This window comes from Achromobacter sp. SIMBA_011 (assembly GCF_046535435.1).
Lineage (GTDB): Bacteria > Pseudomonadota > Gammaproteobacteria > Burkholderiales > Burkholderiaceae_B > Achromobacter > Achromobacter dolens.
Map to the genome: position 1 here is coordinate 121,072 of NZ_JAWRWN010000012.1, position 21,755 is coordinate 142,826.

Annotated in this window: 21 protein-coding genes; 8 read left to right on the plus strand and 13 right to left on the minus strand. The window is 69.1% G+C overall.

What is annotated here, in order from left to right:
• Positions 1 to 73 precede the first annotated feature (73 nt).
• The 4 genes from SB816_RS28020 (at position 74) to SB816_RS28035 (ending at position 3,425) form a co-directional block, all read left to right on the plus strand.
• Positions 74 to 967: a manganese catalase family protein gene (locus tag SB816_RS28020; RefSeq protein WP_144654606.1), complete on the plus strand. Its 894-nt coding sequence runs from the start codon at positions 74 to 76 to the stop codon at positions 965 to 967.
• A gap of 418 nt (positions 968 to 1,385) precedes the next feature.
• Entirely contained in the window at positions 1,386 to 2,342 is a 957-nt protein-coding gene (locus tag SB816_RS28025; RefSeq protein WP_410547836.1) for an alpha/beta hydrolase family protein, read from the plus strand.
• 43 nt (positions 2,343 to 2,385) lie between these two features.
• Positions 2,386 to 2,973 (plus strand): GrpB family protein, encoded by a 588-nt coding sequence (locus SB816_RS28030; RefSeq protein ID WP_410547837.1) that lies wholly within the window; start codon positions 2,386 to 2,388, stop codon positions 2,971 to 2,973.
• A gap of 128 nt (positions 2,974 to 3,101) precedes the next feature.
• Positions 3,102 to 3,425, plus strand: a complete 324-nt coding sequence (locus SB816_RS28035; protein WP_410547838.1) for a four-helix bundle copper-binding protein — start codon at positions 3,102 to 3,104, stop codon at positions 3,423 to 3,425.
• A gap of 21 nt (positions 3,426 to 3,446) precedes the next feature.
• Here the strand turns inward: SB816_RS28035 and SB816_RS28040 are convergent, their stop codons facing one another.
• Entirely contained in the window at positions 3,447 to 4,568 is a 1,122-nt protein-coding gene (locus tag SB816_RS28040) for a glycosyltransferase family 4 protein (protein WP_410547839.1), read from the minus strand.
• Between the two features lie 33 nt (positions 4,569 to 4,601).
• On the minus strand, positions 4,602 to 5,552 hold the full coding sequence (locus tag SB816_RS28045; RefSeq protein ID WP_410547840.1) for a glycosyltransferase family 9 protein: 951 nt from the start codon (positions 5,550 to 5,552) through the stop codon (positions 4,602 to 4,604).
• Between the two features lie 278 nt (positions 5,553 to 5,830).
• Here SB816_RS28045 and SB816_RS28050 point away from each other — a divergent pair, with 278 nt between their 5' ends.
• Positions 5,831 to 7,216: a PLP-dependent aminotransferase family protein gene (locus tag SB816_RS28050; protein ID WP_054503190.1), complete on the plus strand. Its 1,386-nt coding sequence runs from the start codon at positions 5,831 to 5,833 to the stop codon at positions 7,214 to 7,216.
• A gap of 50 nt (positions 7,217 to 7,266) precedes the next feature.
• Positions 7,267 to 7,794 (plus strand): DedA family protein, encoded by a 528-nt coding sequence (locus SB816_RS28055; protein WP_116791957.1) that lies wholly within the window; start codon positions 7,267 to 7,269, stop codon positions 7,792 to 7,794.
• Positions 7,795 to 7,839: 45 nt separating this feature from the next.
• On the opposite strand, the gene SB816_RS28060 is transcribed toward SB816_RS28055, so the two are convergent.
• From SB816_RS28060 to SB816_RS28100, 9 genes are all read right to left on the minus strand, one after another.
• Positions 7,840 to 8,667: a DUF2145 domain-containing protein gene (locus tag SB816_RS28060; protein ID WP_064527282.1), complete on the minus strand. Its 828-nt coding sequence runs from the start codon at positions 8,665 to 8,667 to the stop codon at positions 7,840 to 7,842.
• Positions 8,664 to 9,104, minus strand: coding sequence for a hypothetical protein (locus tag SB816_RS28065; protein ID WP_054503189.1), 441 nt, complete (start codon positions 9,102 to 9,104; stop codon positions 8,664 to 8,666). The genes SB816_RS28060 and SB816_RS28065 overlap by 4 nt, the downstream gene beginning before the upstream one ends.
• A 181-nt stretch (positions 9,105 to 9,285) precedes the next feature.
• A complete protein-coding gene (locus tag SB816_RS28070; protein ID WP_410547841.1) occupies positions 9,286 to 10,302 on the minus strand; it encodes a porin in 1,017 nt (338 codons plus the stop codon).
• A gap of 109 nt (positions 10,303 to 10,411) precedes the next feature.
• Positions 10,412 to 12,310, minus strand: coding sequence for a CocE/NonD family hydrolase (locus SB816_RS28075; protein WP_410547842.1), 1,899 nt, complete (start codon positions 12,308 to 12,310; stop codon positions 10,412 to 10,414).
• The gene (locus SB816_RS28080; protein ID WP_410547843.1) at positions 12,307 to 13,902 is read right to left on the minus strand and encodes an ABC transporter substrate-binding protein; all 1,596 of its coding nucleotides are present in this window, start codon (positions 13,900 to 13,902) and stop codon (positions 12,307 to 12,309) included. Before SB816_RS28080 ends, SB816_RS28075 begins: the two co-directional genes overlap by 4 nt.
• Positions 13,899 to 14,927 carry an ABC transporter ATP-binding protein gene (locus SB816_RS28085; RefSeq protein ID WP_410547844.1) on the minus strand — a complete coding sequence of 343 codons (1,029 nt, stop codon included), beginning with the start codon at positions 14,925 to 14,927 and terminating at the stop codon, positions 13,899 to 13,901. The genes SB816_RS28080 and SB816_RS28085 overlap by 4 nt, the downstream gene beginning before the upstream one ends.
• Positions 14,924 to 15,907, minus strand: a complete 984-nt coding sequence (locus tag SB816_RS28090; RefSeq protein ID WP_395756849.1) for an ABC transporter ATP-binding protein — start codon at positions 15,905 to 15,907, stop codon at positions 14,924 to 14,926. The genes SB816_RS28085 and SB816_RS28090 overlap by 4 nt, the downstream gene beginning before the upstream one ends.
• 8 nt (positions 15,908 to 15,915) lie before the next feature.
• Positions 15,916 to 16,821 carry an ABC transporter permease gene (locus SB816_RS28095; protein WP_049072815.1) on the minus strand — a complete coding sequence of 302 codons (906 nt, stop codon included), beginning with the start codon at positions 16,819 to 16,821 and terminating at the stop codon, positions 15,916 to 15,918.
• Complete coding sequence (locus SB816_RS28100) at positions 16,818 to 17,792, minus strand: ABC transporter permease (RefSeq protein ID WP_410547845.1); 975 nt, start codon at positions 17,790 to 17,792, stop codon at positions 16,818 to 16,820. Before SB816_RS28100 ends, SB816_RS28095 begins: the two co-directional genes overlap by 4 nt.
• Before the next feature lie 270 nt (positions 17,793 to 18,062).
• Between SB816_RS28100 and SB816_RS28105 the strand changes: the two genes are divergently transcribed.
• Both SB816_RS28105 and SB816_RS28110 read left to right on the plus strand, forming a co-directional pair.
• Entirely contained in the window at positions 18,063 to 19,016 is a 954-nt protein-coding gene (locus SB816_RS28105) for a LysR family transcriptional regulator (protein ID WP_410547846.1), read from the plus strand.
• A 126-nt stretch (positions 19,017 to 19,142) separates the two neighbouring features.
• Positions 19,143 to 19,568: an organic hydroperoxide resistance protein gene (locus SB816_RS28110; protein WP_410547847.1), complete on the plus strand. Its 426-nt coding sequence runs from the start codon at positions 19,143 to 19,145 to the stop codon at positions 19,566 to 19,568.
• Between the two features lie 118 nt (positions 19,569 to 19,686).
• Here SB816_RS28110 and SB816_RS28115 read toward each other — a convergent pair whose 3' ends face one another.
• Positions 19,687 to 21,012, minus strand: coding sequence for an ATP-binding protein (locus tag SB816_RS28115; protein WP_100504627.1), 1,326 nt, complete (start codon positions 21,010 to 21,012; stop codon positions 19,687 to 19,689).
• Positions 21,013 to 21,750, minus strand: a complete 738-nt coding sequence (locus tag SB816_RS28120) for a response regulator (RefSeq protein WP_054417700.1) — start codon at positions 21,748 to 21,750, stop codon at positions 21,013 to 21,015.
• Between the last annotated feature and the right edge of the window lie 5 nt (positions 21,751 to 21,755).

Sequence of the window (21,755 nt, forward strand, 5' to 3'; positions counted from 1 at the left end):
CCAGGTTTCGGCATGGCAGTTGCTTCCACCGTTCCGCCCCGGCCAATGGAGGACGGGAAATCGGGAGATGACCATGTTTGCTCACAACAAACGCTTGCAGTACACCGTGCGCGTCGCGCAGACGAATCCTGGGCTGGCCAACTTGCTGTTGGAGCAGTTCGGGGGGCCGCAGGGGGAATTGGCGGCTGCCTGTCGATACTTCACTCAGGCCCTGGCGGAGGACGATCCGGGACGAAAAGACATGCTGCTTGATATCGCCACCGAGGAACTGAGCCATCTGGAAGTTATCGGTACGATGGTGGCCATGCTCAACAAGGGCGCGAAGGGCGTACTGGCCGAGGCCACCGAATCGGAAGCCGAGATCTATCGCCGCCTGAACGGGCCGGGCAACGATTCGCACGTGACGCAGCTTTTGTTCGGCGGTGGCCCGGCCCTGGTCAACTCCGGCGGCCAGCTATGGAACGCCGGCTATATCGATACCATCGGCGACCCTTCCGCAGACCTGCGTTCGAACATTGCCGCCGAGGCGCGGGCCAAGATCATCTACGAACGGCTGATCAATGCGACCGACGATCCAGGCGTCAAGGAGGCGCTGGGCTTTCTGATGACGCGTGAAGTGTCGCATCAGCGCTCGTTCGAGAAGGCGCTGTACTCGATGGAGCCGAACTTCCCTCCTGGCAAGCTGCCGGGCGATCCGAGCTTTGCGAACGTCTATTTCAATATGTCGCAGGGCGAGGGCGATATGCGTGGGTCGTGGAATAGCGACGAGAACTTCACCTACGTGTCTGAGCGCGAGGCGCAATGCGCAATCGACGGAGACGGGCTCGCATCGGTAGGTCTTACCGAGGATGAAACGATGGCGCTGCAGGCCATGGTCGCCCGTACCGCGTCGGATCCCGCTGCCGACCCGGTGACGGGTACTGAACTGGGCGACGGTAGCGTGATGACGGATCAACGCGAGGAATGATCAGAGCCGTCATTGCTGCACGCCGCAGGCGCGGTGCCCGAATCCGCCACGGCGGGAGGGCCCGGTGCCTGGGCTATGATCCGCCCAGCGACTCTTGGAGTTCGCCATGAAGAACAGAAAGTTCCTGATGTGGCTATTGGCAGCCGTTTTACTGATCGGGCTGTTCCTGATGTTTCCTCCCTGGTAGCCCAGATCGTCAGGCGCCGGCGATACCCCGCACCACCGCCGCAAGCTGGCCTTCATGGGCGGGGTGAAGATCAGCGTTTTGCCAATGCGTCTGGATTGTTGGCGCGGTCCAGACGACCGCAGCCCTGACGCGGCGGCCGTGGGCGAAAACTCGGACGCCTGGACGTGGCGTATCCTTCGCAGCATGACGCCTGGTACAAAAATCAAGCAAACGCCGCGGGTTTGCCTGCGCTTGCGGCGGCGTTGGATTCGCCCGCTGCTATCGGCCGCCGCCGCCCTGGCCGCCTGCCTGCCCGTCCACGCCCAATTGCTCGAGCAGGGCCGCTTGCCGCGCCCCGACGGCTCGTCGATCGCCTATTACCTGCAGCAGCGAGATCCGGCGCGGACCGCCGACAGCCTGCTGGTGGTGATGCAGGGATCCGACTGCAACAGCGTGCGCCACAACCGCGCGATCCGCGAGCAGTTGTGGCGGGTGCTGCCGGCGGCCGATGTGTTGACGGTCGACAAGTACGGCATCGATGCCGCCTTGCCGTATCAGCAGGACGACGGCGAGAACCGCGCCGATTGCCCGCGGGCGTACCTGCAGCATGACGACTTCGACCAGCGCGTGCGCGACTACGAGGCCGTGATCGCTTTGCTCCGCCGCCATGGCGCGTACCGGCGCGTGGTGGCGCTGGGCGGCAGCGAAGGCGCGGTGGTGGCCAACCTGCTGGCCGCGCGCGGCGGGTCGGTCGACGCCAGCATCGCCTTCAACGGCGGCGGGCGCTGGTTCCTCGATGACGTGCTGCACACCATCGAGGCCGCCGATACGCCCGCCGAGGCCAAGGCGGACTCGGCGGCGGGGTTCCGGGAGTTCGCCGCGTTCCTGCGCGAGACGCCGTCGTCTGACCTGGTCGCCAGCAGCCACGGCCATGCGTGGTGGCGGCAGGCGCTGGCGCTGGATCAACAGGCGGTGCTCGCGCGCGTGCGCACGCCGTTGCTGATCGTGCAGGGCGGACGGGACGCCTCGGTGTCGCCGGGGGCGGTCGAACGCATGGTCGAGGAGCTGCGGCGCGCGGGGCAGCGCCATATCGCCTATCGTGCCTATCCGCGGCTGGACCATGGCCTGCGCGACGCGGACGGCGTCAGCCGCATGGGCGAAGTGGCCGATGACATGGCGGCGTGGCTGGACGGCCTGCCCGCGCGCTGACGCGGGCTTCCTACAATAACGGTTCGTTATTCAAGGACTCGCAATGCCCACGCCTGAAGACATCATGCGGCACTACGACTCGGATCCGGACGAGGATCCATGGGTGCGCGGCAAGCCGGCGCCGGAGGCGGTGACCGTGGCGCCGTACGACCCGGACTGGCCCGCGCGCTATGCGCGCCTTGCCGCCGAGATCTCGGCGGCGCTGGGGCCGGCGGCGCTGCGCATCGATCATGTGGGCTCGACGGCGGTGCCGGGGTTGCCGGCCAAGCCGGTGGTGGATATCGACGTGGCGGTGGCCGACCCCGCCGACGAGGCCGCGTACGTGCCGGCGCTGGAGGCGCTGGGCTACGTGCTGACGATCCGCGAGCCGTCCTGGCACCAGCATCGCTGCCTGCAATTGGCGGCGCCGCGCGTCAACCTGCATGTGTTCGCCCCGGACTGCCCCGAGAACATCCGCCATCGCATGTTCCGCGACTGGCTGCGCGCGCATGACGAGGACCGTGACCGCTATGCCCAGGCCAAGCACGCCGCGGTGCGGGGCGTGGACCGGGTGGCCGACTACAACCTGCGCAAGCAGGCGGTCATCCGCGAGATCTACGAACGCATGTTCCGGGCGGCCGGCTTCATCTAGCGCGCCGCGCCAAGGGGGCGGACGCCGCTGCGGCCAGGCCGTAGCGGCCGGGATGGGCCAGATGCGCAGGCGGGAATGGCGGTTGCTGACCTTGTGTCGTTCATTGATGCGATACCAGGAGAAACGCCATGGATGACGCCATGAAAGAATGCATCGACGCCTGCCTGAACTGTTACCGAACCTGCCTGGAAGAGGCGATGGGGCACTGCCTGGAGGCGGGAGGACAACACGTCGCGCCGGGCCATTTCCGTAGCATGATGGCCTGCGCGGAAATGTGCCGCACATCGGCGCACATGATGCTGTTGGGCGCGGAAAATCATGCGCAGGTGTGTAAGGTCTGCGCCGCCGTATGCCGGGACTGCGCGGCCAGTTGTGACGCCATCGACGGGATGCGGGCCTGCGCCGACACTTGCCGCGCGTGTGCCCAGGCCTGCGAAAGCATGAGAGGCTGAGGCGCTCGGCAGGCGCGCGGCTCAGCCGCCCGGGCTGCGCGCCATGGCGCGCGCATAAGCCTCCAGCGTGCGCTGCATCTGGCTGGCCAGGCGGAAGTGCGATTCGGCGTAGCCGCGCGCATGGGCGACGGCGGCGGCGGTGGCGGCGGGGTCGGCGCGGATCTGCATGATGCGGTCGGCGAAGCCGGCGATGTCGCCCGGCTCGGCCAGCCAGCCGGTGTCGCCGGGCCGCACGATCTCGGGCAGGCCGCCGACATTGCTGGCCACCACCGGGCAGCGCACCGCGAACGACTCCGGCACCACCCGCGACCAGGCTTCGGTGGCGGACGGCACCAGCACCACGTCGGAGGCATGGATCAGGTCGGCCACGTCGGCGCGGTGGCCGGCGAACACCACGTGCTCGGCAATGCCGAGCCGCGCGGCCAGGATGCGCAGTTCGTTCGCGTACGCCTGGGTGTCGGCGGTGGCCGTGCCCACCACCAGCGCGGTGGCCGGCACGGCGTTGCGGCGCAGCCGCAGCACCACGCGCAGCAGGTCGGCCTGGCGTTTCTCGGGGCGCAGCATGCCGATTGTCGAGACCACGTAATCGTGCGGGCCCATTGCCAGCTCGCGCCGCACCTGGCGGCGCACGCCCTGCTTGTCGGTGGCGCGGAAGAATTCGTCGCCGGCCCACTCGCCCACCACGCTGATGCGGCCGGCCGGCGCCAGCCGGGCGTCCAGCAGCGCGTCGCGGCCGGCCGCGCTGGTGGCGATCACGTGGTCGCAGCCCAGTTTCCATTCCAGGCGACGGCGTGCGCTGCTGCGCATGGGCTTGGCGAAATGGCGTGTGCGCACCACGGCGCACAGGTCGCGGCACAGCGCGCCGGTCTTGCCGTCGGCGCGGCTGTGGCTGTCGATGACGTCGATGTGCAGGCGCCGCACGGCGCGCCGCAGCCGCAGCACGGTGACCGGCGAATAGGGCGCGTCGAAGTTGATGTCGACGGTGGCGATGCCGCGCTGCCGCGCCGCCAGGTTGATGGCGCTGCCGGCGGGGGCGGCGATGGCCGTGTCGTGGCCGTGGCGCGCCAGCCAGCAGGCCTGGTCGAGCGTGCGGAATTCGAGTCCGCCCAGGCTTTTTTCGCCGAGAGTATGCAGGATCCGCATGGTGTGATCAGGGCTGTGAAGGCGGCCGTCGCGTCAGGCGCGGGCCGGAGGGGCGTGCGGCAGAACCTGCGCGCAGGCGTGCGCGACCTGGTCCGGCGTGATCGAATTGATGCCGTCGCGCGGATGCTGCGGCACGACGTCGGTGGCGCTGCGGCGGCGCCAGAACCATTCGGGATTGCTGTGGTTGAAGATGCCGACGTAAGGCACGCCGGTAGCCTGCGCCACGTGGGACGGGCCGCAGTCGTTGGCCACCACCAGGCGCGCGCGCAACATGATCGCGCTCAGCTCGGACAGCGGACGGCAATAGGCCACCTCGATGTCGGCGCGCCGCAGGGCGTCCAGCTCGGCGCGCTCGCGCGCTTCCTGCTGGCCCAGCACGAAGGTGTAGCGGGTGTCGGCGCCCAGCAGCGGCTTGAGCCGGTGGGCCAACCGCAGGTAGTGCGCCAGGCTCCAGCGCTTGAAGGGACCCGAGCCGCCGCCGGGAATGAACACCACGTCCGCGCCGAGCGGGGTGTGCCGGTGCGCGCGGGCCAGTTCGGTGAAGCAGCGGCGAGCCGCCTCCTCGGCGTTCAGCGGACGGTACGCGGCCAGCAGGCGCAGGTTGGCCAGGCCGATGTACTCGGCCTCGTCCTTGCGATGGCAATGGGTCCACACCAGGTCGCTGAAGCGGGCATTGCGAAAGCCCAGTCGGATGGCGGGCAGCCGCAGCAGGTTGATGAGGCCGAAGCGTTCGCTGCTGTGGTGCAGGCTGACCGACACCTGGGTCCGCGCGGTCAGGCTGCGGGCGTAATCCAGCAGGCTGCGGGCGCGCACGAATTCATCGACCCATGGCAGGCCGCGGTAGATGTGGCCGACGTCGTCGCGCGCGACGACCTTGACCTGCCGCGCGGGCCACCAGGCCTTGAGCTGGTAGAGCGTCGCGAAGGCGACGATCTGGTCGCCCAACTGGGGCTGGCTTCTGACGTAGACGACGATGTCCGACACGCTTTGCCTCTCCTCGGTAGCCGTGTGTGATGGCTACGCAATCTAAAGGAGCGGGCGGCCAAACCTTCTTCGATACATTTAAGGAATGTGAAAATTTAACGGGGGCGGCTTCATAGAAATACATATCTGTGCCGCCGGCCGGATTCACCCCATCTTCTGCCCGACGGTCAGGAAAGGCCGTACAAGCTTCCCGATGTATGGACGCAAGCGGAGTTTGTCGCCATACTGTCTGGCCCTTGTATCCCCATATGTTGCGGCATTTTGGCGCAATAGAACCAATGCATAACGACGACATGTATGCATCCTGGCCGCTGAAATTCGTCCGCGGCGCCGGCCCCCGCTACCGCCAGATCGCCGATTTCATCGAGACCTCGGTGGCCGCCAACCGCATGCAGCCGGGCGACCGCCTGCCGCCGCAGCGGGGCCTGGCGCGGCACCTGGGGGTGGACCTGACGACCGTGACGCGCGCCTACGCCGAGGCGGGGCAGCGCGGCCTGCTCGAGGCGCGCGGGCCGCTCGGCACGTTCATCGCGCGACCGGCCGAGCAGCCGCTCTTGCAGATGCTGGACCTGGGCATGAACATGCCGCCGCTGCCGCTCGACTGCGACCTGCAGGACCTGCTGCGGCGTGGCCTGGCCAAGGCCATGGAACGCCACGACGTGGGGGTGATGATGACCTATCACCAGGCCGGCGGCGGTCCCGCCGAGCGCGAGGCCGGGGCGCAATGGCTGTCGCAGTCGGTCGAGCGGGTCGATCCGGACCGCGTGCTGGTGTGTCCCGGCGCGCAGGCCGCGCTGGCCGCGGTGATGCTGGCCTACAGCCAGCCGGGCGACGGCATCGTCGCCGAGCCGTTGGTGTACCCGGGCCTCCTGACCGCCGCGCGGCAACTGGGCCGCCGCGTGCTGGTGGCCGAGACCGATGCCGACGGCATGACCCCCGCCGGGCTGGAGCGCGCCTGCCGCGAGGGCGGCCGGCTGGTCTACCTGAATCCCACGTTGCAGAACCCTACCGCCCACACCATGAGCGCGGCGCGCCGCCGCGACCTGGTGCGCGCGGCCGTGGCCTGTGGCGCCCGCATCATCGAGGACGATCCCTATTCGCTGTTCCTGGACGGCGCGCCGCCGGCGCTGGCCAGCCTGGCGCCGGCCTCGGTGTTCTACATCGCCACGCTGGCCAAGACGCTGACGCCGGGGCTGCGCACCGCGTTCGTGCTGAGTCCCGACCAGGACAGCCGCCGCAACGTGCTGGCGGCAATGCGGTCCTTCGCGGTGATGGCCGCGCCGCTGATGGGCGCGTTGACCACGCAGTGGATCACCAGCGGCGCCGCGCAGCAGATCCTGGACGGCGTGCGCGCCGAGTCCCTTGCGCGCCAGCGGCTGGCGCGCCGGCTGTTGCCGGGGCCCTTTCCGGCCGCGGCGGCCGGCATCCACCTGTGGCAGCCGCTGCCCGATCGTTGGACCGCGGCCGACCTGGAGCGGGTGGCGCGCGACGAGGGCTTGAGCGTGACCTCGTCGGAAGCCTTCCACCAGGGCCCCGGCACGCCCAATGCCATCCGTATTTCGCTCGGCAGCATTCCCGAGCGCGGGGCATTGGGGCTGGCGCTGGAGCGGCTGGCCGGCCTGGTGCTGCGGCGGCCGCGCGACCCGCGCGACCTCGTCGTCTGAGGCGCGGGCCGCATACTATGGACCTGATGCCTGTCTGGTGCTGACGCCGCATGCTGTTCGAGACGTTCCATTCCCTGCAGGAGACCCTGGTCGATTTCGCCCGGACCCACGCCGACTGGCTGGCGCCGCTGGGCTTCGCGTTCGCGTTCCTGAAGTCGCTGCCGCTGGTGGCGCTGGTGATTCCCGGGACCGCGCTGCTGCTGTCGATCGGCGCCATCCTGGGGCTGGGCGATAGCGGCTTCGTGCCGGTATGGCTGGCGATCGCGGTGGGCGCGGCGCTGGGCGACTGGGTGCAGTATGCCTGCGGCGTATGGTTCGGGCCGAGCCTGACGCAATCGAAGCCGCTGCGCAAACGTCCCGAACTGCTGCATCGCAGCGCGCGGTTCATCCAGAAGTGGGGCGTGCTGAGCATCGTGCTGTGCCGCTTCTTTGGCCCCCTGCGCGCCACCGTGCCGATGATCGCCGGCATCTGCGGCATGCGCGCCGCCGCGTTCCAGGTCGCCAATTGGGCCTCGGCATTCCTGTGGGCGGCGGCGCTGCTGCTGCCCGGGTGGTGGGGCACGCGCGCGTTCCTGTGAGCGCGCGGCGGTGTGGATCAAAGACCGCCCGCGCGGCTGCTCGCTTCAATGGGAAGCGCGCACCTCCCGGACCGTCCACCCTTCGTCACGCACCAGGAAATCTTGCAGCGAGTCGACGGTGACGGTCATGATGCGGCCGGCGTAACGCAGCTTGTCGGGATGGTCATCGAAGGCGATGTTCGCTTTGAACATGCGCCCACCCAGGCGCGTCAACGCGCCAATGCGCAGTTCCGATGGCTGATAACCCGCCAGCTTCAACCATGCCTGTGATTGTTCACGGTTGCGCAGGCGTGCATCCTTGGACAGCACGCTGGCGATGGTCTCCAGCACCCAGGCATTGGAATTCTGATGGCGCGTGGAAAAGGGGAACGCAATCATGTTGTAGCTGGGATCGAACAGCGACCGCAGGGCCTGCGGCTGCTGCAGTCGCGCGAGCAGGCCGTCGGCGATCGGCTTGGGCGGGATCAGCATCAGCGTGTCGAACCTGAACATGTCGTCCAGGAAGAAGTTGCCCAGGCCTTCATACCAGAGGTCGGATTTGGCTGTGCCGCATTCGTTGAGCAGGTGGGCGATGCGCCAAGGTGCGCCCGCCTCGGCGCGGTAGGCGAAGCCGGCGTGGCTGTAGCGAAGGTGGTACTCGGAAAGGTCCTGCCCCATTCGCCCCAACACGACGACATTCACCGGCAGCTTATCCAGCAAGTCGGATACGCGTTGCGCGGTATCCATGGCGGTGATCAGGGTGGCGGCGCTGACCGCCGTGTCGGAACAACCCTGGCCGGCGTGGGCCGACAGGGTCGGCACGCCGCAAAGCGCGCCCCAGGTGGCCACGGCGCACAAGGCGTGGCGCAGACGGAAGGTGGCGCAGCGCTTCATCCGGGCACCCGTTCGTGATGCAGCAGGGCCTGGCCGAGCGTGTTTGGAATGAACGCCAGAACCTTGCCCGAGATCACCAGCACCGTGCCGGTCGAGGCCGCCACGGCCTGCACGGCGGCGCCGGTCGAGACGCCCAGGCCGCGCACCACGGATGAGGCGACCTGTACCGAGATCTTGGCAGCCTTGCCCGCGGATTCCAGGATGATCTCGGTGGTGTCGGCCGAAAGCTGGGCGATGCCGGCCACGACGAACGACGAGCCCGTGATCGCGACGGCAGCGCCGAGGCTGGCGTCGCCGTCGGCGCTGCCGCCAACACTTGTGACGGGCGAGGCCAGGATGGACGCCGTGCCCAAGGACACTTTCTGCGACGCGTCCATTGAGCCGACGGACTGGGGGTGAGCCACATTGGTGCCCATCAGCAGGGCGAGTCCCAGCATGGGGGCGCCGATGCGCGGTAGTCGAATGGAATGCATGCAGCCTCTCGGAATCCCCCGGCGCGATCGTCGGCGGATATGTTGAAAACTCCGACAAGCGTATTGGGGGATCCGGGCGCGGTAAATTAGATGAGTCCGATATTCAGACCATGGCGTTCAATCTGACATCAAATGGTCCCGCGCGTCAGAACTGATGCCGGATGCCGACCGAGCTTTGCAGCGTGTGCGACTCGCGGATATCCAGGCGATTGACGTAGGCATACAGGTTGGTGCGCCTGGACAGGTCGTACTGATAGCCCAGGGCCCAGCCGGTGATGTCCGAGCCGGTGCCGCGCTGGTACGAGGCCATCACCGAGCCGGCCTTGCTCGTCGGCAGCGTCACACCTGCGATGTACGAATTGACCCGGCCATAGCCCGCCGACGGGCCGGTGTTGGCGTTGCGCAGGTTGCCGTAGGTGCCGTGCAGTTTGATCCAGTCGAAATCGTACGAGGCCGCCAACTGCAGGTTGCCCGCCGTCTTCTTGTTCGGCAGTTGCGAATTCGGATTGAGCCGTTCGTACGTCAGCGCCGCCGCCACCGGACCGCCGTTGTAGCGCAGGCCGGCGGTCAGCACGCGGTCATGGGCGTTGGTGGCGAAGGCCTCGCCGTCGTGGGCCTCGAAGCTGTAGCCCAGGCCCGCCTGCCAGCCGCCCAGGCGCGGCGTGGCGTAGAACACGGCGTTGTTGACGCGGCCGCCGGCGCCGAAGTCGCCGTCGTTGTAGCCCAGGCTGGCGTTGTTGGACGACTGGCCCCAGCCGGTGCCGAACGGCGAGCCGACGCCGGCCCACTCGAAGCCATAGACCCACTGCCGTCCCAGCCGCACTTCGCCGAAGCCGCCGGCCAGGCCGACGTAGGCCCAGCGGCCGAACAGGCGGCCCTGCGCCTGCGTGCCGTTATTGGCGTTGAAGCCGCTTTCCAGGCGGAACACGGCCTTGTAGCCGTTGCCCAGGTCCTCCGAGCCACGCAGGCCCCAGCGCGAGCCCGACTGGTTGCCGCTCTTTTGCCGCAGGCTGGACTGGCCGTCCTTGCGTTCATAGGTGGTGCCCAGGTCGACGATCCCGTACAGCGTCACGCTGCTGGTCTCGGCCGCCTGCGCCGGATTCAGGCAGCTCAGGGCCAGCGCGGCGCCCAGGGAGCTGCGGTGGCGGATGATTCTTTTCATGGTGTGATCCCCTCGATTGGTATGGCGTTGGACAAAAGAAGCCCCTGCCGCCGGCTCGCCGGCGGCAAAGGATGAAGCAAGCGGAGGTGTCGGCGCGGGCGCTAGCGGGTCATGTGACGGCCCCGTGCGCGGGCAGCGGCGTCAGGTCCCGTGGCGCGGCCACGCACAGCGTGACGCTCGACGGATGGGCGGCCGACAGATGCACTGTGTTCAGCGCAATGCGCTTTTCGCGGGCGTCGGCGGCCGATTCGCCGCTGTTCGGGTTGACGTCGTACTTCGGAAAGTTGCTGCTGGAGATGTCCAGGCGGATGCGGTGCCCGCGCTGGAACAGGTTGCAGGTGGCGAACGGCTCGATGGTGATCTCGTAGACCTTGCCCGGCGCCAGCGGCCGCGCCTCGTCCCAGGTCTCGTGGAAGCGGCAGCGGAAGATGCCGTCGGTCAGGTTCAGTGCATAGCCCTGCGGGTAGTCGGCGCTGGGCGGGTAGACGTCGATCAGCTTGGCGGTGAAGTCGGTGTCGGGGCAGTCTGACGAAATGTGCAGCCGGACCGTCACCGGCCCGGCCACCGCCAGGTCCTCTGGCAGCGGCTCGGTCTGGAACACCAGCACGTCGTCGCGCGCGGCCAGCGGCAGGCCGGGCTGGCGCACGCCGAAGAAGCGCGCGTCCTCGCGCTGGTCGAAGCCGCCGCCCTCGAACACCGGCTGGCCCGAGGTCAGCGCGCCGCCGATCGTCGGCACGGGATTGCGCGGGTCGTACTGGTAGCGCAGCCGGTCCGCCTCGCCCGTCGACGCGCGTTGGTCCAGGCGGCCGTCGGCGTGCAGGTAGAAGACGGTGGCGTGGGCCTGCGGCACCGGCCAGGCGTCGGCCTGGATCCACGCGCCGCCGTGGTCGAAGCGGCCCTGCGCATCGCGCGCGCCGCTGCCGCCGCCCATCAGGAACAGGCGCGCGACCGGGTCCGGCGCGGCGCCCGCCGGCGCGTCCTGCAGCCAGCGCTGGAACCACGCCAGCCGGAAGTCCAGCCAGTGCCGCGCCAGGTTGCCGTCGAAGGCCGCGCGCGGACCGAACTCGGCGTCGCCGCTGTGGGTGGTGTTGCGGTCGCCATGCAGCCACGGGCCCATGATGAGCCGCACCGGCGACCGCCGGCCCTGCGTCAGGCCGGCGTAGTTCTCCAGGGTGGTGCGCACGTAGGCGTCGTACCAACTGGACATCAGCGCCACCGGGATGTCGGGAATCGCGTCGTAGTAGCCCTGGGCGTAGATGCCCAGTTGCCGCCAGGATTCGTCGAAGGTGTCGGCGCGCCATTGCTCGAACAGGTAATCCTCGTACTCGGGCACGCTGGCTAGCGGCGAATGGCCGGGACGCCACGGCATGCGCGTGAACCACTGGCGGATGTCCTCGGCCTCGAGCGCGGCCAGCACCAGCGGGTCCTGCTGCGCGGCCGGGCTCAGCTTGGCCTGCTTGTAGGCCCAGGTGGCCTGCTTCAGCTCGAACGCGCCCGACTGGCGGATGCCGCACTGGTAGCCGTTGGAAAAGCCGCCCGAGTCCAGCACCATGCAGGCCAGGCCCGGCGGGTTCAGGCAGGCCAGCGCCATCTGCGTGTGCGCGGCATACGACAGGCCCATGGTGCCGATGCGGCCGTTGCACCACGGCTGCTGCAGGATCCAGGCCAGCGTGTCGAAGCCGTCGGGGCCTTCCGACAGGTACTTGGTGAAGTGGCCTTCCGAGCCGTAGCGGCCGCGGCAGTCCTGGAACACCACGGCAAAGCCGCGCGCGGTGAAATAGCGCGCCACCTCGGGTCGCCGCACGCCGAGCCGGCCGCCGATCTGTTCCGAGCGCGACACCTCGGCCTTGCCGTAGGGCGTGCGCTCCAGGATCACGGGCAGCGGCGCGTCCTGGCCGGGGCGATAGCCGGGCGGCAGGTGCACGTCGGTGGCCAGGCGCACGCCATCGCGCATGCGCACCATCTGGTCCGCCAGCAGCACGGCGGGAGAAACTTCGGGGGCGGTCATTTTGCTTCCTGTATGTACAGCATTGAGGTGCGTTCGAGCTTGTTGGCGCGCATCACGGTGCCGTCGCGCGCGGCCCAGAAGGCCACCGGGAAATACAGCGGCACGATGCCGACGTCGTTGAAGGCGGTTTCCGCCGCCTGGCGCAGCAGGGCGTCGCGCTGCGCCGGGTCGAACTCCACCGCGGCCCGCGCCAGCAAGCGGTCCACGGCCGGATTGGAATAGCGCGCGCGGTTGAAGGCGCCGGTGCCGGCGGCGTTGTCGTAGGTGGCCAGCACGTTGGTCAGGCCATTGGACGAATCGCCGGTGCTGTTGCCGTACGAGAAGATGAAGGCGCTGTACTGCTGCTTGCCGCTGGCGCCGGCGTAGACGTTGTAGGGCTGGGTCACCACGCCGTTGATGCGCAGGCCGGCGCGCGCCATCATTTGCGCCAGCGCCTGGGCCAGGTCGCTGTCGCCGGCGAAGCGGTCGTTCGATGAATGCAGGCTCAGGCCGAAGCCGTGCGGATAGCCGGCCTCGGCCAGCAGGGCGCGCGCGCCCGCCAGGTCGTAGGCGGGCGCCGGCAGGTTGGGGCTGTAGCCGCCCAGGCCCTCGGGCACCATCTGGCCGGCCGGCACGCCGGCGCCGCTGAGCAGGCGCTCGGTGATCGGGCCGCGCATGAACATCTTCGAGATCGCCTGGCGCACCCGCACGTCCTTGAGCGGGTTCACCGTCATCGGCTTGCCCTGCGCGTCGGTGACGAACGGGCTGACATCGCGCGCCGAGTCCAGCGCCAGGTAGATCAGGCGCGCCGACGGCGAGCGATAGAGCGTATAGCCGGCCTTGTCCGTGAGCGTCTTGGCGTCGGTCGGCGGCACGCTGTCGATCAGGTCGACCGTGCCCGACAGCAGCGCCGAGATGCGCGCCGCGTCGTTGGCGATGTAGCGGATCACCACGCGCTCGAAGTCCGGCCGCGCGCCCCAGTAGGCGTCGTTGCGCGCCAGCTCCAGGCTGTCGCCCGGCTGCCAGCGCACGAACTTGTAGGGGCCGGTGCCGATGGCCGCCACGCCGCTGTTGAAGTCTTCCGAGCGCTTGTCCTGCGCCGCGTGGCGCGACAGGATGTAGACTAGCCCGATCTGCTCCATGAAGTCGGGCGTGGGCTCCTTGGTGCGGATGCGCAGCGTCAGCGCATCGACCACCTCGACCGCGGCGATCGAGCGCACCGCGCCGCTGAAGGGCGCCGGGCTGTTCGGCACCTTGGGCGCGCGAGCCAGTGAAAAGACCACGTCGTCGGCGCTGAACGGCGTGCCGTCATGGAAGCGCACGCCGGGCCGCAGCTTGATCTCCCAGGTATCGGGTGCCAGTGCCCGCCACGACAGGGCCAGGCCCGGCCGCATCTGCATGTTCTCGTCGGTCGACACCAGCCGCTCGAAGATGTTCTCGGCGGCGGCCTGGTTGTTGCCGGTGCGCGAGAACAGCGGGTCCATCGACGATGGCTCGCTGGAATGGCCGATGGTCAGCAGCGGCCGCGCCAGGGCGGGCGCGGCGCCGGCCAGCAGCGCCAGCAGGGCCAGCGCGGCGACGCCGCGGCGGATCGGAGTGGAAAAGCGGTTCATGCGGCGGGGGTTCCTTGAAGGGGCGCGGCGCCATCGAGCAGGTGACAGGCGGCCTGGTGGCCGTCGGCCGTGACGCGCAGCAAGGGCTGCTCGGTCTTGCAGCGCGCCATGGCCTGCGGGCAGCGCGGATGGAAATGGCAGCCGGCCGGCGGGTTCAGCGGCGACGGGATCTCGCCCTTGATGGCGTTGAAGCGTCGCTTGCGGTTCGACAGCCGCGGCACTTCCTCCAGCAGCGCCTGGGTGTAGGGGTGGCGCGGCGCGGCGAACACCTCGGCGGTGGGGCCCGATTCGACCACGCGGCCCAGGTACATGATGACGGTGCGGTCGCTGATGCGCCGCACCACGCCCAGGTCGTGGCTGATGAAGAGATAGGTCAGGCCCAGATCCTGACGCAGGTCCATGAAGAGGTTCAGGATCTGCGCCTGGATCGACACGTCCAGCGCCGCGATCGACTCGTCGCAGATCAGGAAGCCCGGCTTGACCGCCAGCGCCCGCCCGATGCCCACGCGTTGGCGCTGGTCGCCCGAGAACTGGTGCGGAAAGCGGTTGCGGTAGTCGGGGTCCAGCCCCACGCGCCGCATCACCTGCACCACGTAGTCGTCGTAGTCGCGGCGCGCGATGATGCCGTTGGCCAGCGGCGCCTCGCCGATGATGTCGCGCACCCGCTTGCGCGGATTGAGCGAGGACATCGGGTCCTGGAAGATCATCTGCGTGGCCATGCGCTGTGCGTGCGCGGCGCGGCCGGTCAGGGTGGACAGCTCGCCGGCGGGCGTCTGGATGCTGCCCGAGGTGGCCGGCAGGATGCCTGCCAGCACCCGGCCCAGCGTCGACTTGCCGCAGCCGGATTCGCCCACCAGGCCGACCACTTCGCCCTGGTGGATGGTCAGATCGACGCGGTCGACCGCGTGCACGGTGTGAGAGGCCACCTTGGCGCCCAGCAGGCCGGCCAGGCGTTCGGCGTAGTCGGGCCGCTTCACGAACAGGCGCGACACCCGGTTGGCCTGCATCAGGATCGTCGGGCTCACGAAAGCACTCCAGTCTGGGGATGGAAGCAGCGCAGGCCACGGACGCCCGTGGTCTCCAGCGGCGGTTGCTCGGCGCGGCAGCGCTCGGTGGCGTGGCCGCAGCGCGGGTTGAAGGCGCAGCCGGCCGGCAGCGCCAGCGGCGACGGCGCCATGCCGGGGATCTGGTACAGGCGGTCGCCGGTGTGCTCATTGCTCGGCACCGAGCCGATCAGGCCGATGGTGTACGGGTGGCGTGGACGGTCGAGAATGTCGTCGGTGCTGCCGGACTCGACCACGCGGCCGGCGTACATCACACAGACGCGGTCGGCCAGGCCCGCCACCACCGCCAGGTCGTGGCTGACCCACACCATGGCGGTGCCGGTCTCGGCGCACAGCTTCTGCATTTCGGCCAGGATCTGCGCCTGGATGGTGACGTCCAGCGCGGTGGTCGGTTCGTCGGCGATGATCAGGTCGGGCTTGTGCAGCATGGCGATGGCGATCGCCACGCGCTGGCGCATGCCGCCCGACAGTTGGTGCGGGTAGGCCTTCAGGCGCTCGGCCGGCGAGGGGATACCGACCGCGGCCAGCGTGTCGCGGGCCCGGTCCCGGGCCGCCTTGCGGCTGCAGCGCTCGTGGCTCAGCACCGTCTCGACCATCTGGGTCTCGATGCGGAACACCGGGTTCAGCGTCATCATCGGGTCCTGGAACACCATGGCGATGCGGTTGCCGCGCAACTGACGCAGTTCCTCGCGCGACAGCGTCGCCAGGTCGGTGCCCTTGAACAGGATCTGGCCGCCGTCGATGCGCCCTGGCGGGTCGATCAGGCCGAGGATGGAAAAGCCGGTGATGGACTTGCCCGAGCCGGACTCGCCCACCAGGCCGAGGATCTCGCCGGGATGGACATCGAAGCTGACGTCGTCCACCGCCCGCACCAGGCCGGCGCGGGTGTGGAACCAGGTGCGCAGGTTGCGCACGGAAAGAGTGGGGGTTGCCGATTGCATGGCGCTTCCTATTTCTGCAGGCGCGGATTGAGCGCCTCGCGGACGCGGTCGCCGACGATGTTCATGGTGAAAACCACGGTCAGCAGCAGCACGCCGGGGAACACGCTGATCCAGTACAGGCCGGCCAGCATCTGCTGGTAGCCGTTGGCGATCAGGAGGCCCAGCGACGGCTCGGTGACCGGCAGGCCGATGCCCAGGAAGCTGAGCGTGGCCTCGGCGGCGATGGCGTTGGCGGTCTGGATCATGGCGATGACGATGACCGGCGGGATGCAGTTCGGCAGTAGCTGGCTGAACAGCGCGCGCCGGTGGCTCAGCCCCAGGCACAGCGCCGCTTCCATGTATTCCTTGCGCCGCTCGACCACGGCGGTGGCGCGCACCGCGCGGGCGAAGTAGGCCCACTGCACCACCACCAGAGCCAGGATCACCTTGTCCACGCCCTGGCCCAGGATGGCCAGCATCATCAGCGCCACCAGGATGGTCGGGAAACCCAGCATCAGGTCCACCAGGCGCATGATCAGCGCATCGATGCGGCCGCCGAAATACGCCGCCGTCAGGCCCAGCACCGTGCCCACGGCCATGGCGAACAGGCCGCTCAGCACGCCCACGGAAAGGCTGGTGCGCAGGCCATACATCATGGCCGACAGCATGTCGCGGCCCTGGGCGTCGGTGCCGGCCCAGTAGATGTCGCCATAGATGCCCTGGCTGCCCGGCGGCATGCGGCCGTCCAGGATGGTGATGGCGGCCAGGTCATACGGGTTCTGCGGCGCGATCCACGGCGCCAGCAGCGCGGCCAGCACCAGCAGCAGGAAGATGATCGCGGCCAGCGTCGCGGGGCGGCTGTCCAGCACGCCGTGCAGCGCCTGGCCGAAAGTGGTGTCGCGGCCGGGCAGCCATTTTTTGGCAAGCAATGTCATTCGGAGGCTCCCACGCGGACACGGGGATCCAGCACGGAATAGATGATGTCCACCAGCAGGTTGAGCACGATGAACATGGTGACCACGATCAACAGGTAGGCGACCACCACCGGGCGGTCCAGCTTCATGATGCTGTCGATGATGAGCTTGCCCACGCCGGGCCAGGCGAAGATGGTTTCGGTGACGGTGGCGAACGCGATCAGCGAGCCGAACTCCATGCCCACCACGGTGACGATGGGGATCAGGATGTTCTTGAGTACGTGCATATAGATCACGCGCGATTCGCGCAGGCCCTTGGCGCGGGCGAATTTCACGTAGTCCAGCGGCATGGTCTCGCGCACGCCGCTGCGGGTCAGGCGCACGATCAGCGCGATCTTGAACAGCGCCAGGTTCAGCGCCGGCAGGATCAGGTGGCGGATGCCGTCCCACGACGCCAGGCTGGTGTGGATGCCGAGGATCTCGCCGGTGGGACCGCGGCCGGTGGACGGCAGCCAGCCCAGCGTCACCGAGAAGATCAGCACCAGCATGATGCCCTGCCAGAAGTTGGGCAGGCTGAAACCCAGGATCGAGCCGGTCATGATGCCGCGATCCAGCGCCGAATCCGGCTTCAGGCCGGCCACCAGGCCGAGCGGCAGGCCGATGGCCAGGGCCAGCAGCAGCGCCACGCAGGCCAGCTCCAGCGTGGCCGGCAGGCGTTGCAGGATCAACTGGATGGCGGGCTGGTTGAAGACGAACGAGTTGCCCAGGTCGCCGTGCAGCGCGTTGCCGACAAACTTCAGGTACTGCTGGTACAGCGGCAGGTCCAGGCCCAGCGACCGCACCGCCTGCGCGATCTCGGCCTGCGTGGCGTCGGCCGGCACCAGGATCTCGATCGGGTCGCCGATGGCGTAGACGCCGGCGAACACGATCAGCGAGGTCAGCGCCAGGATCACCAGGCTCTGGCACAGCCGGCGGATAATGAACGCGGTCATGGCGCCTCGCGGCGACAGGAAGCGGGAAACGGAACGGCGCGCATCGGTGGGGCTCCTTGCCGGACAATATCGGCGATATCGCGTATTGATTGCGGATTCGTGAATGGCGAGAATCCGGATGGGCGGAATGTTCGATCCATCGCGCCAGGCTGGCAACCGTATGCGAAGGCGGCATACGGCTATGTGAATGACGAGAAATTTGGTGTTAACCCTAGGCCCCGCGCGTCGATTCGCCGCGCGGGGCCGGCATCGAGAACCCCGCGGGACAGGATGAACTTCAAGCAGCTAGAGGCTTTCCTCGCCTTCATGACCACCGGCTCGACCATCGAGGCCGCGCAGCGGCTGGGTTCGTCGCAGCCGGCCGTCAGCCGCCTGCTGAGCCAGTTCGAGACCTACCTGGGCGTGCCGCTGTTCGTGCGCCGCAAGGGGCGACTGCATCCCACCGCCGAGGCCGAATCGCTGCTGCCCGACGTGCAGAACATGATCTCGGACGCCGAGTCGCTGCAGCGCCACGTCAACCAGTTGCGGCTGGGCGGACAGCGGCGCACGCTGATCCGCGTGCAGTTGCCCAGCACGGTGGCGCAGTCGGTCATGCCCGCCGTGGTCGAGTCGTTCCTGGCCGACCATCCCGACGTCGCGCTGGAAGTGCTGGTGGGCACCTATGAAACCAGCGAAGTGGCGGTGCTGGGCCGCGAGGCCGACCTGGCGCTGGTGCGTTCGCCGCCCATGAATTCGGGCCTGTCCATGATGCGGCGGCTGGCCACCGAGGCGGTCTGCATCATGCCGCCCGGCCATCCGTTGGAGGCGCTGGACGAGATCGGCCCGGCCGACCTGATCGGCGTCGACCTGGTGCTGCTGGGCCGGCAGCGATCGCTGCGCCTGCAGATCGACCAGGCCTTCCGCCAGGGCCGCATGATGCCGCAGATCAAGGCCGAGGTGCATTCGGTGGAAATGGCCTGCCGCCTGGCCGCGCAGGGCATCGGCGTGTCGATCGTCAACGGCCTGTTCGCGCGCCTGTGCCTGGACATGGGCATCGCCTGCCGGCCGTTCCGGCCGCGCATCGACTACTGCGTGGGCATGGCCACGCTGGCCGGCCAGCCGCCGCACCCGCTGGTGCCCGAACTGGTCCAGCGCATCCTCGACGCGATGGCGCGGCGGGCGGGACCGGACGCCTTCACGCTGCTGGCGCCGGACGACGCCGCCGCGCCTGCCGCGCCGGCCTGAGGCGCGCGCCGCCGCCGGCTCGGACGCGGGATACAGTACGACGCAAAAGCGGCGGTCTTGCGACACAGGCGGGATACAGCGCCTTGGTGCAATGCGGGTTCCTCAATTCCGATACCAGGAGCCATCATGTCCCAAGCGCTGGAAACCGTGCTGTACACCGCCCACACCCACACCACCGGGGGCCGCGACGGCGCCGGCCGCAGCGACGACGGCGCGCTGTTGCTGCCGCTCAGCCCGCCGGGCTCGGGGCGGCCCGGCACCAACCCCGAGCAACTGTTCGGCATCGGCTATTCCGCCTGCTTCATCGGCGCCATGCAACTGGCCGGCGCCAAGCTCGGCATCGTCGTGCCGCGCGACGTGGCGGTCGATGCCGAGGTGTCGCTGGGCAAGACCGACGGCGGCGCGCGCTACGCGCTGGCGGTCAGGCTGAACATTTCGCTGCCGGGACTGTCGGACGAACAGCGGCGCCAACTGGTCGACACCGCGCACCAGACCTGCCCCTACTCGGGGGCGATCCGGGGCAACATCGACGTGGAACTGGCGATCGTCTGAATCCCCCCGACGCCAAGCGCAACGCCCCGCGATGACACATCGCGGGGCGTTTTTCGTGCAGCCGGGAACCGGGGCGGGCGGGAGCAGGGCGCGTCGATGCGCCGTCCGGCGCCTGGGCTCAGGCGCCGGGCCGCAACAGCACTTGCGCCTCCAGCCCGCCGCCCTCGCGGTTGCGCAGGCGCAGTTCGCCGTCGATCACATCGGCCAGTTGCCGCGCGATCGCCAGCCCCAGGCCGGTGCCGCCGCTGTCGCGGTTGCGCGAGCCTTCCAGCCGGTAGAACGGCTGCAGCACCGCCTGCAATTCCTGTTCGGGAATGCCGGGACCGCGGTCCAGTACGCGGATCGACACGCCGCGGCCATCGTCGGCCGCGCCGACCTCGACCTCGGCGGCGCCGCCGAATTTCAGCGCGTTGTCGATCAGGTTGCCGAGGATGCGCCGCAGCGCGCGCGGGCGTGTCTGCCAGGGGCCGGGGCAGTGTCCTTGCAGCGTCACCGGCTTGCCGATGTCGGTGTAGTCGCACACCAGGCTGTCCAGGAACGCGTCCAGGTCGATGCGCGCCGGCGGCTCGGTGGCCGCGCCGGCGCTGCGCGCGTAGGCCAGGCCGTCGCGCACCAATTGTTCGACTTCTTGCAGGTCATGCGCCAGCTTGTCGCGGTCGGCCGAATCGTCCATGAATTCCGAGCGCAGCTTCATGCGCGTGATCGGCGTCTGCAGGTCGTGCGAAATCGCGCCCAGGATCTGCATGCGTTCGGCCAGGTGCGCGGCGATGCGGTCCTGCATGGCGTTGAAGGCGGCCGAGGCCTGCGCCACTTCGGCCGGCCCGTCCTCGGCCAGGCGCGGGCTGCGGCGGTCGGGGCTCATCGCGTCGGCCGCGCCGGCCAACCGCGTCAGCGGGCGGATCGCCAGCCGCACCGCCAGCCAGGCGCACAGGATCAGCAGCGCCAGTTGCGCCAGCAGCACCACCGGCAGCCACATCGCCAGCGGCATCACGGTCATGTGGATGTCGAGCGTGACCGCCTGGCCATCGGCCAGCGTGGCGCGCGCCTGGATGTGCTTGGGATCGTCGCCGACGGTGCCGAACGCCAGCGGGTAGGCGTTGCCCAGCGCCGCCTGGATCGAGTCGCGCACCGCCTCGGCGGCGGGCGTCTGCAGCGGGCGGTCGATGTCGCCGGGGCCGAGCAGGTATTGACGGTTGTTGCCGCTCAGGCGCGGCAGCCAGGCCGCGCGTTCGTCGGCCGGCAGGCGGTTCAGGATCGCCAGCGCCACCACCACGTCGCGCTCCAGGTTGTCGAGCATGACGCTCTTGGCGGACTGGTAGCGTTCGTAGAACTGCAGCCCGAACGACAGCCCGTGCGCCAGCACCAGGCCCACCAGGAAGATCAGGAACAGCCGGCTCGCCAGGGTGCGCGGCCAGCGGCGCAGCGCCGGAACCAGCGTGGCCATCTACGTCGCCTCGGACACGTCGACCTGCGCGGCGAACACATAGCCTTCGCTGCGCACGGTCTTGATGTACATCGGCTCGCGCGCGTCCTCGCGCAGCCGCTGGCGCAGCCGGCTGACCAGCAGGTCGATCGAGCGGCCGAAGAAATCGGCGTCGCGGCCCTGCGTCAGGTTGAGCAACTGGTCGCGGTTCAGCACCCGCTGCGGGTGGTCCAGGAACACCCGCAGCAGCCGGTACTCGGCGCCGCTGAGCGACACGATGGTGCCTTCGGCGTCGACCAGGTGGCGCGCGGTGGTGTCCAGCGTCCAGGCGCCGAACCGCACGGCGCGGCCCGGTTCGGTGACCTGGAAGTTGGGCGGCAGCATGCGGGTGCGGCGCAGGATCGCCTTGATCCGCGCCAGCAGTTCGCGCGCCACGAACGGCTTGACCAGGTAGTCGTCGGCGCCCATCTCCAGTCCCAGCACGCGGTCCATGTCCTCGTCGCGCGCGGTCAGCAGCAGGATCGGGGTGCGCCGGTGCTTGCCGGCGCGCAGTTCGCGGCACAGCACCAGGCCGTCGTCGCCGGGCATCATGATGTCCAGCACGATCAGGTCGACGGTCAGCGTTTCGAGCAGCGTGCGCATCTGCCGGCCGTCGGCGGCCAGGGTGACGTTCAGGCCGTTCTTCTTGAGGAAGTTGCCGGCCAGTTCGCGGATCTCGCGGTCGTCGTCGACGATCAGGATGTGGTCTGGATTGTCCATGGCGC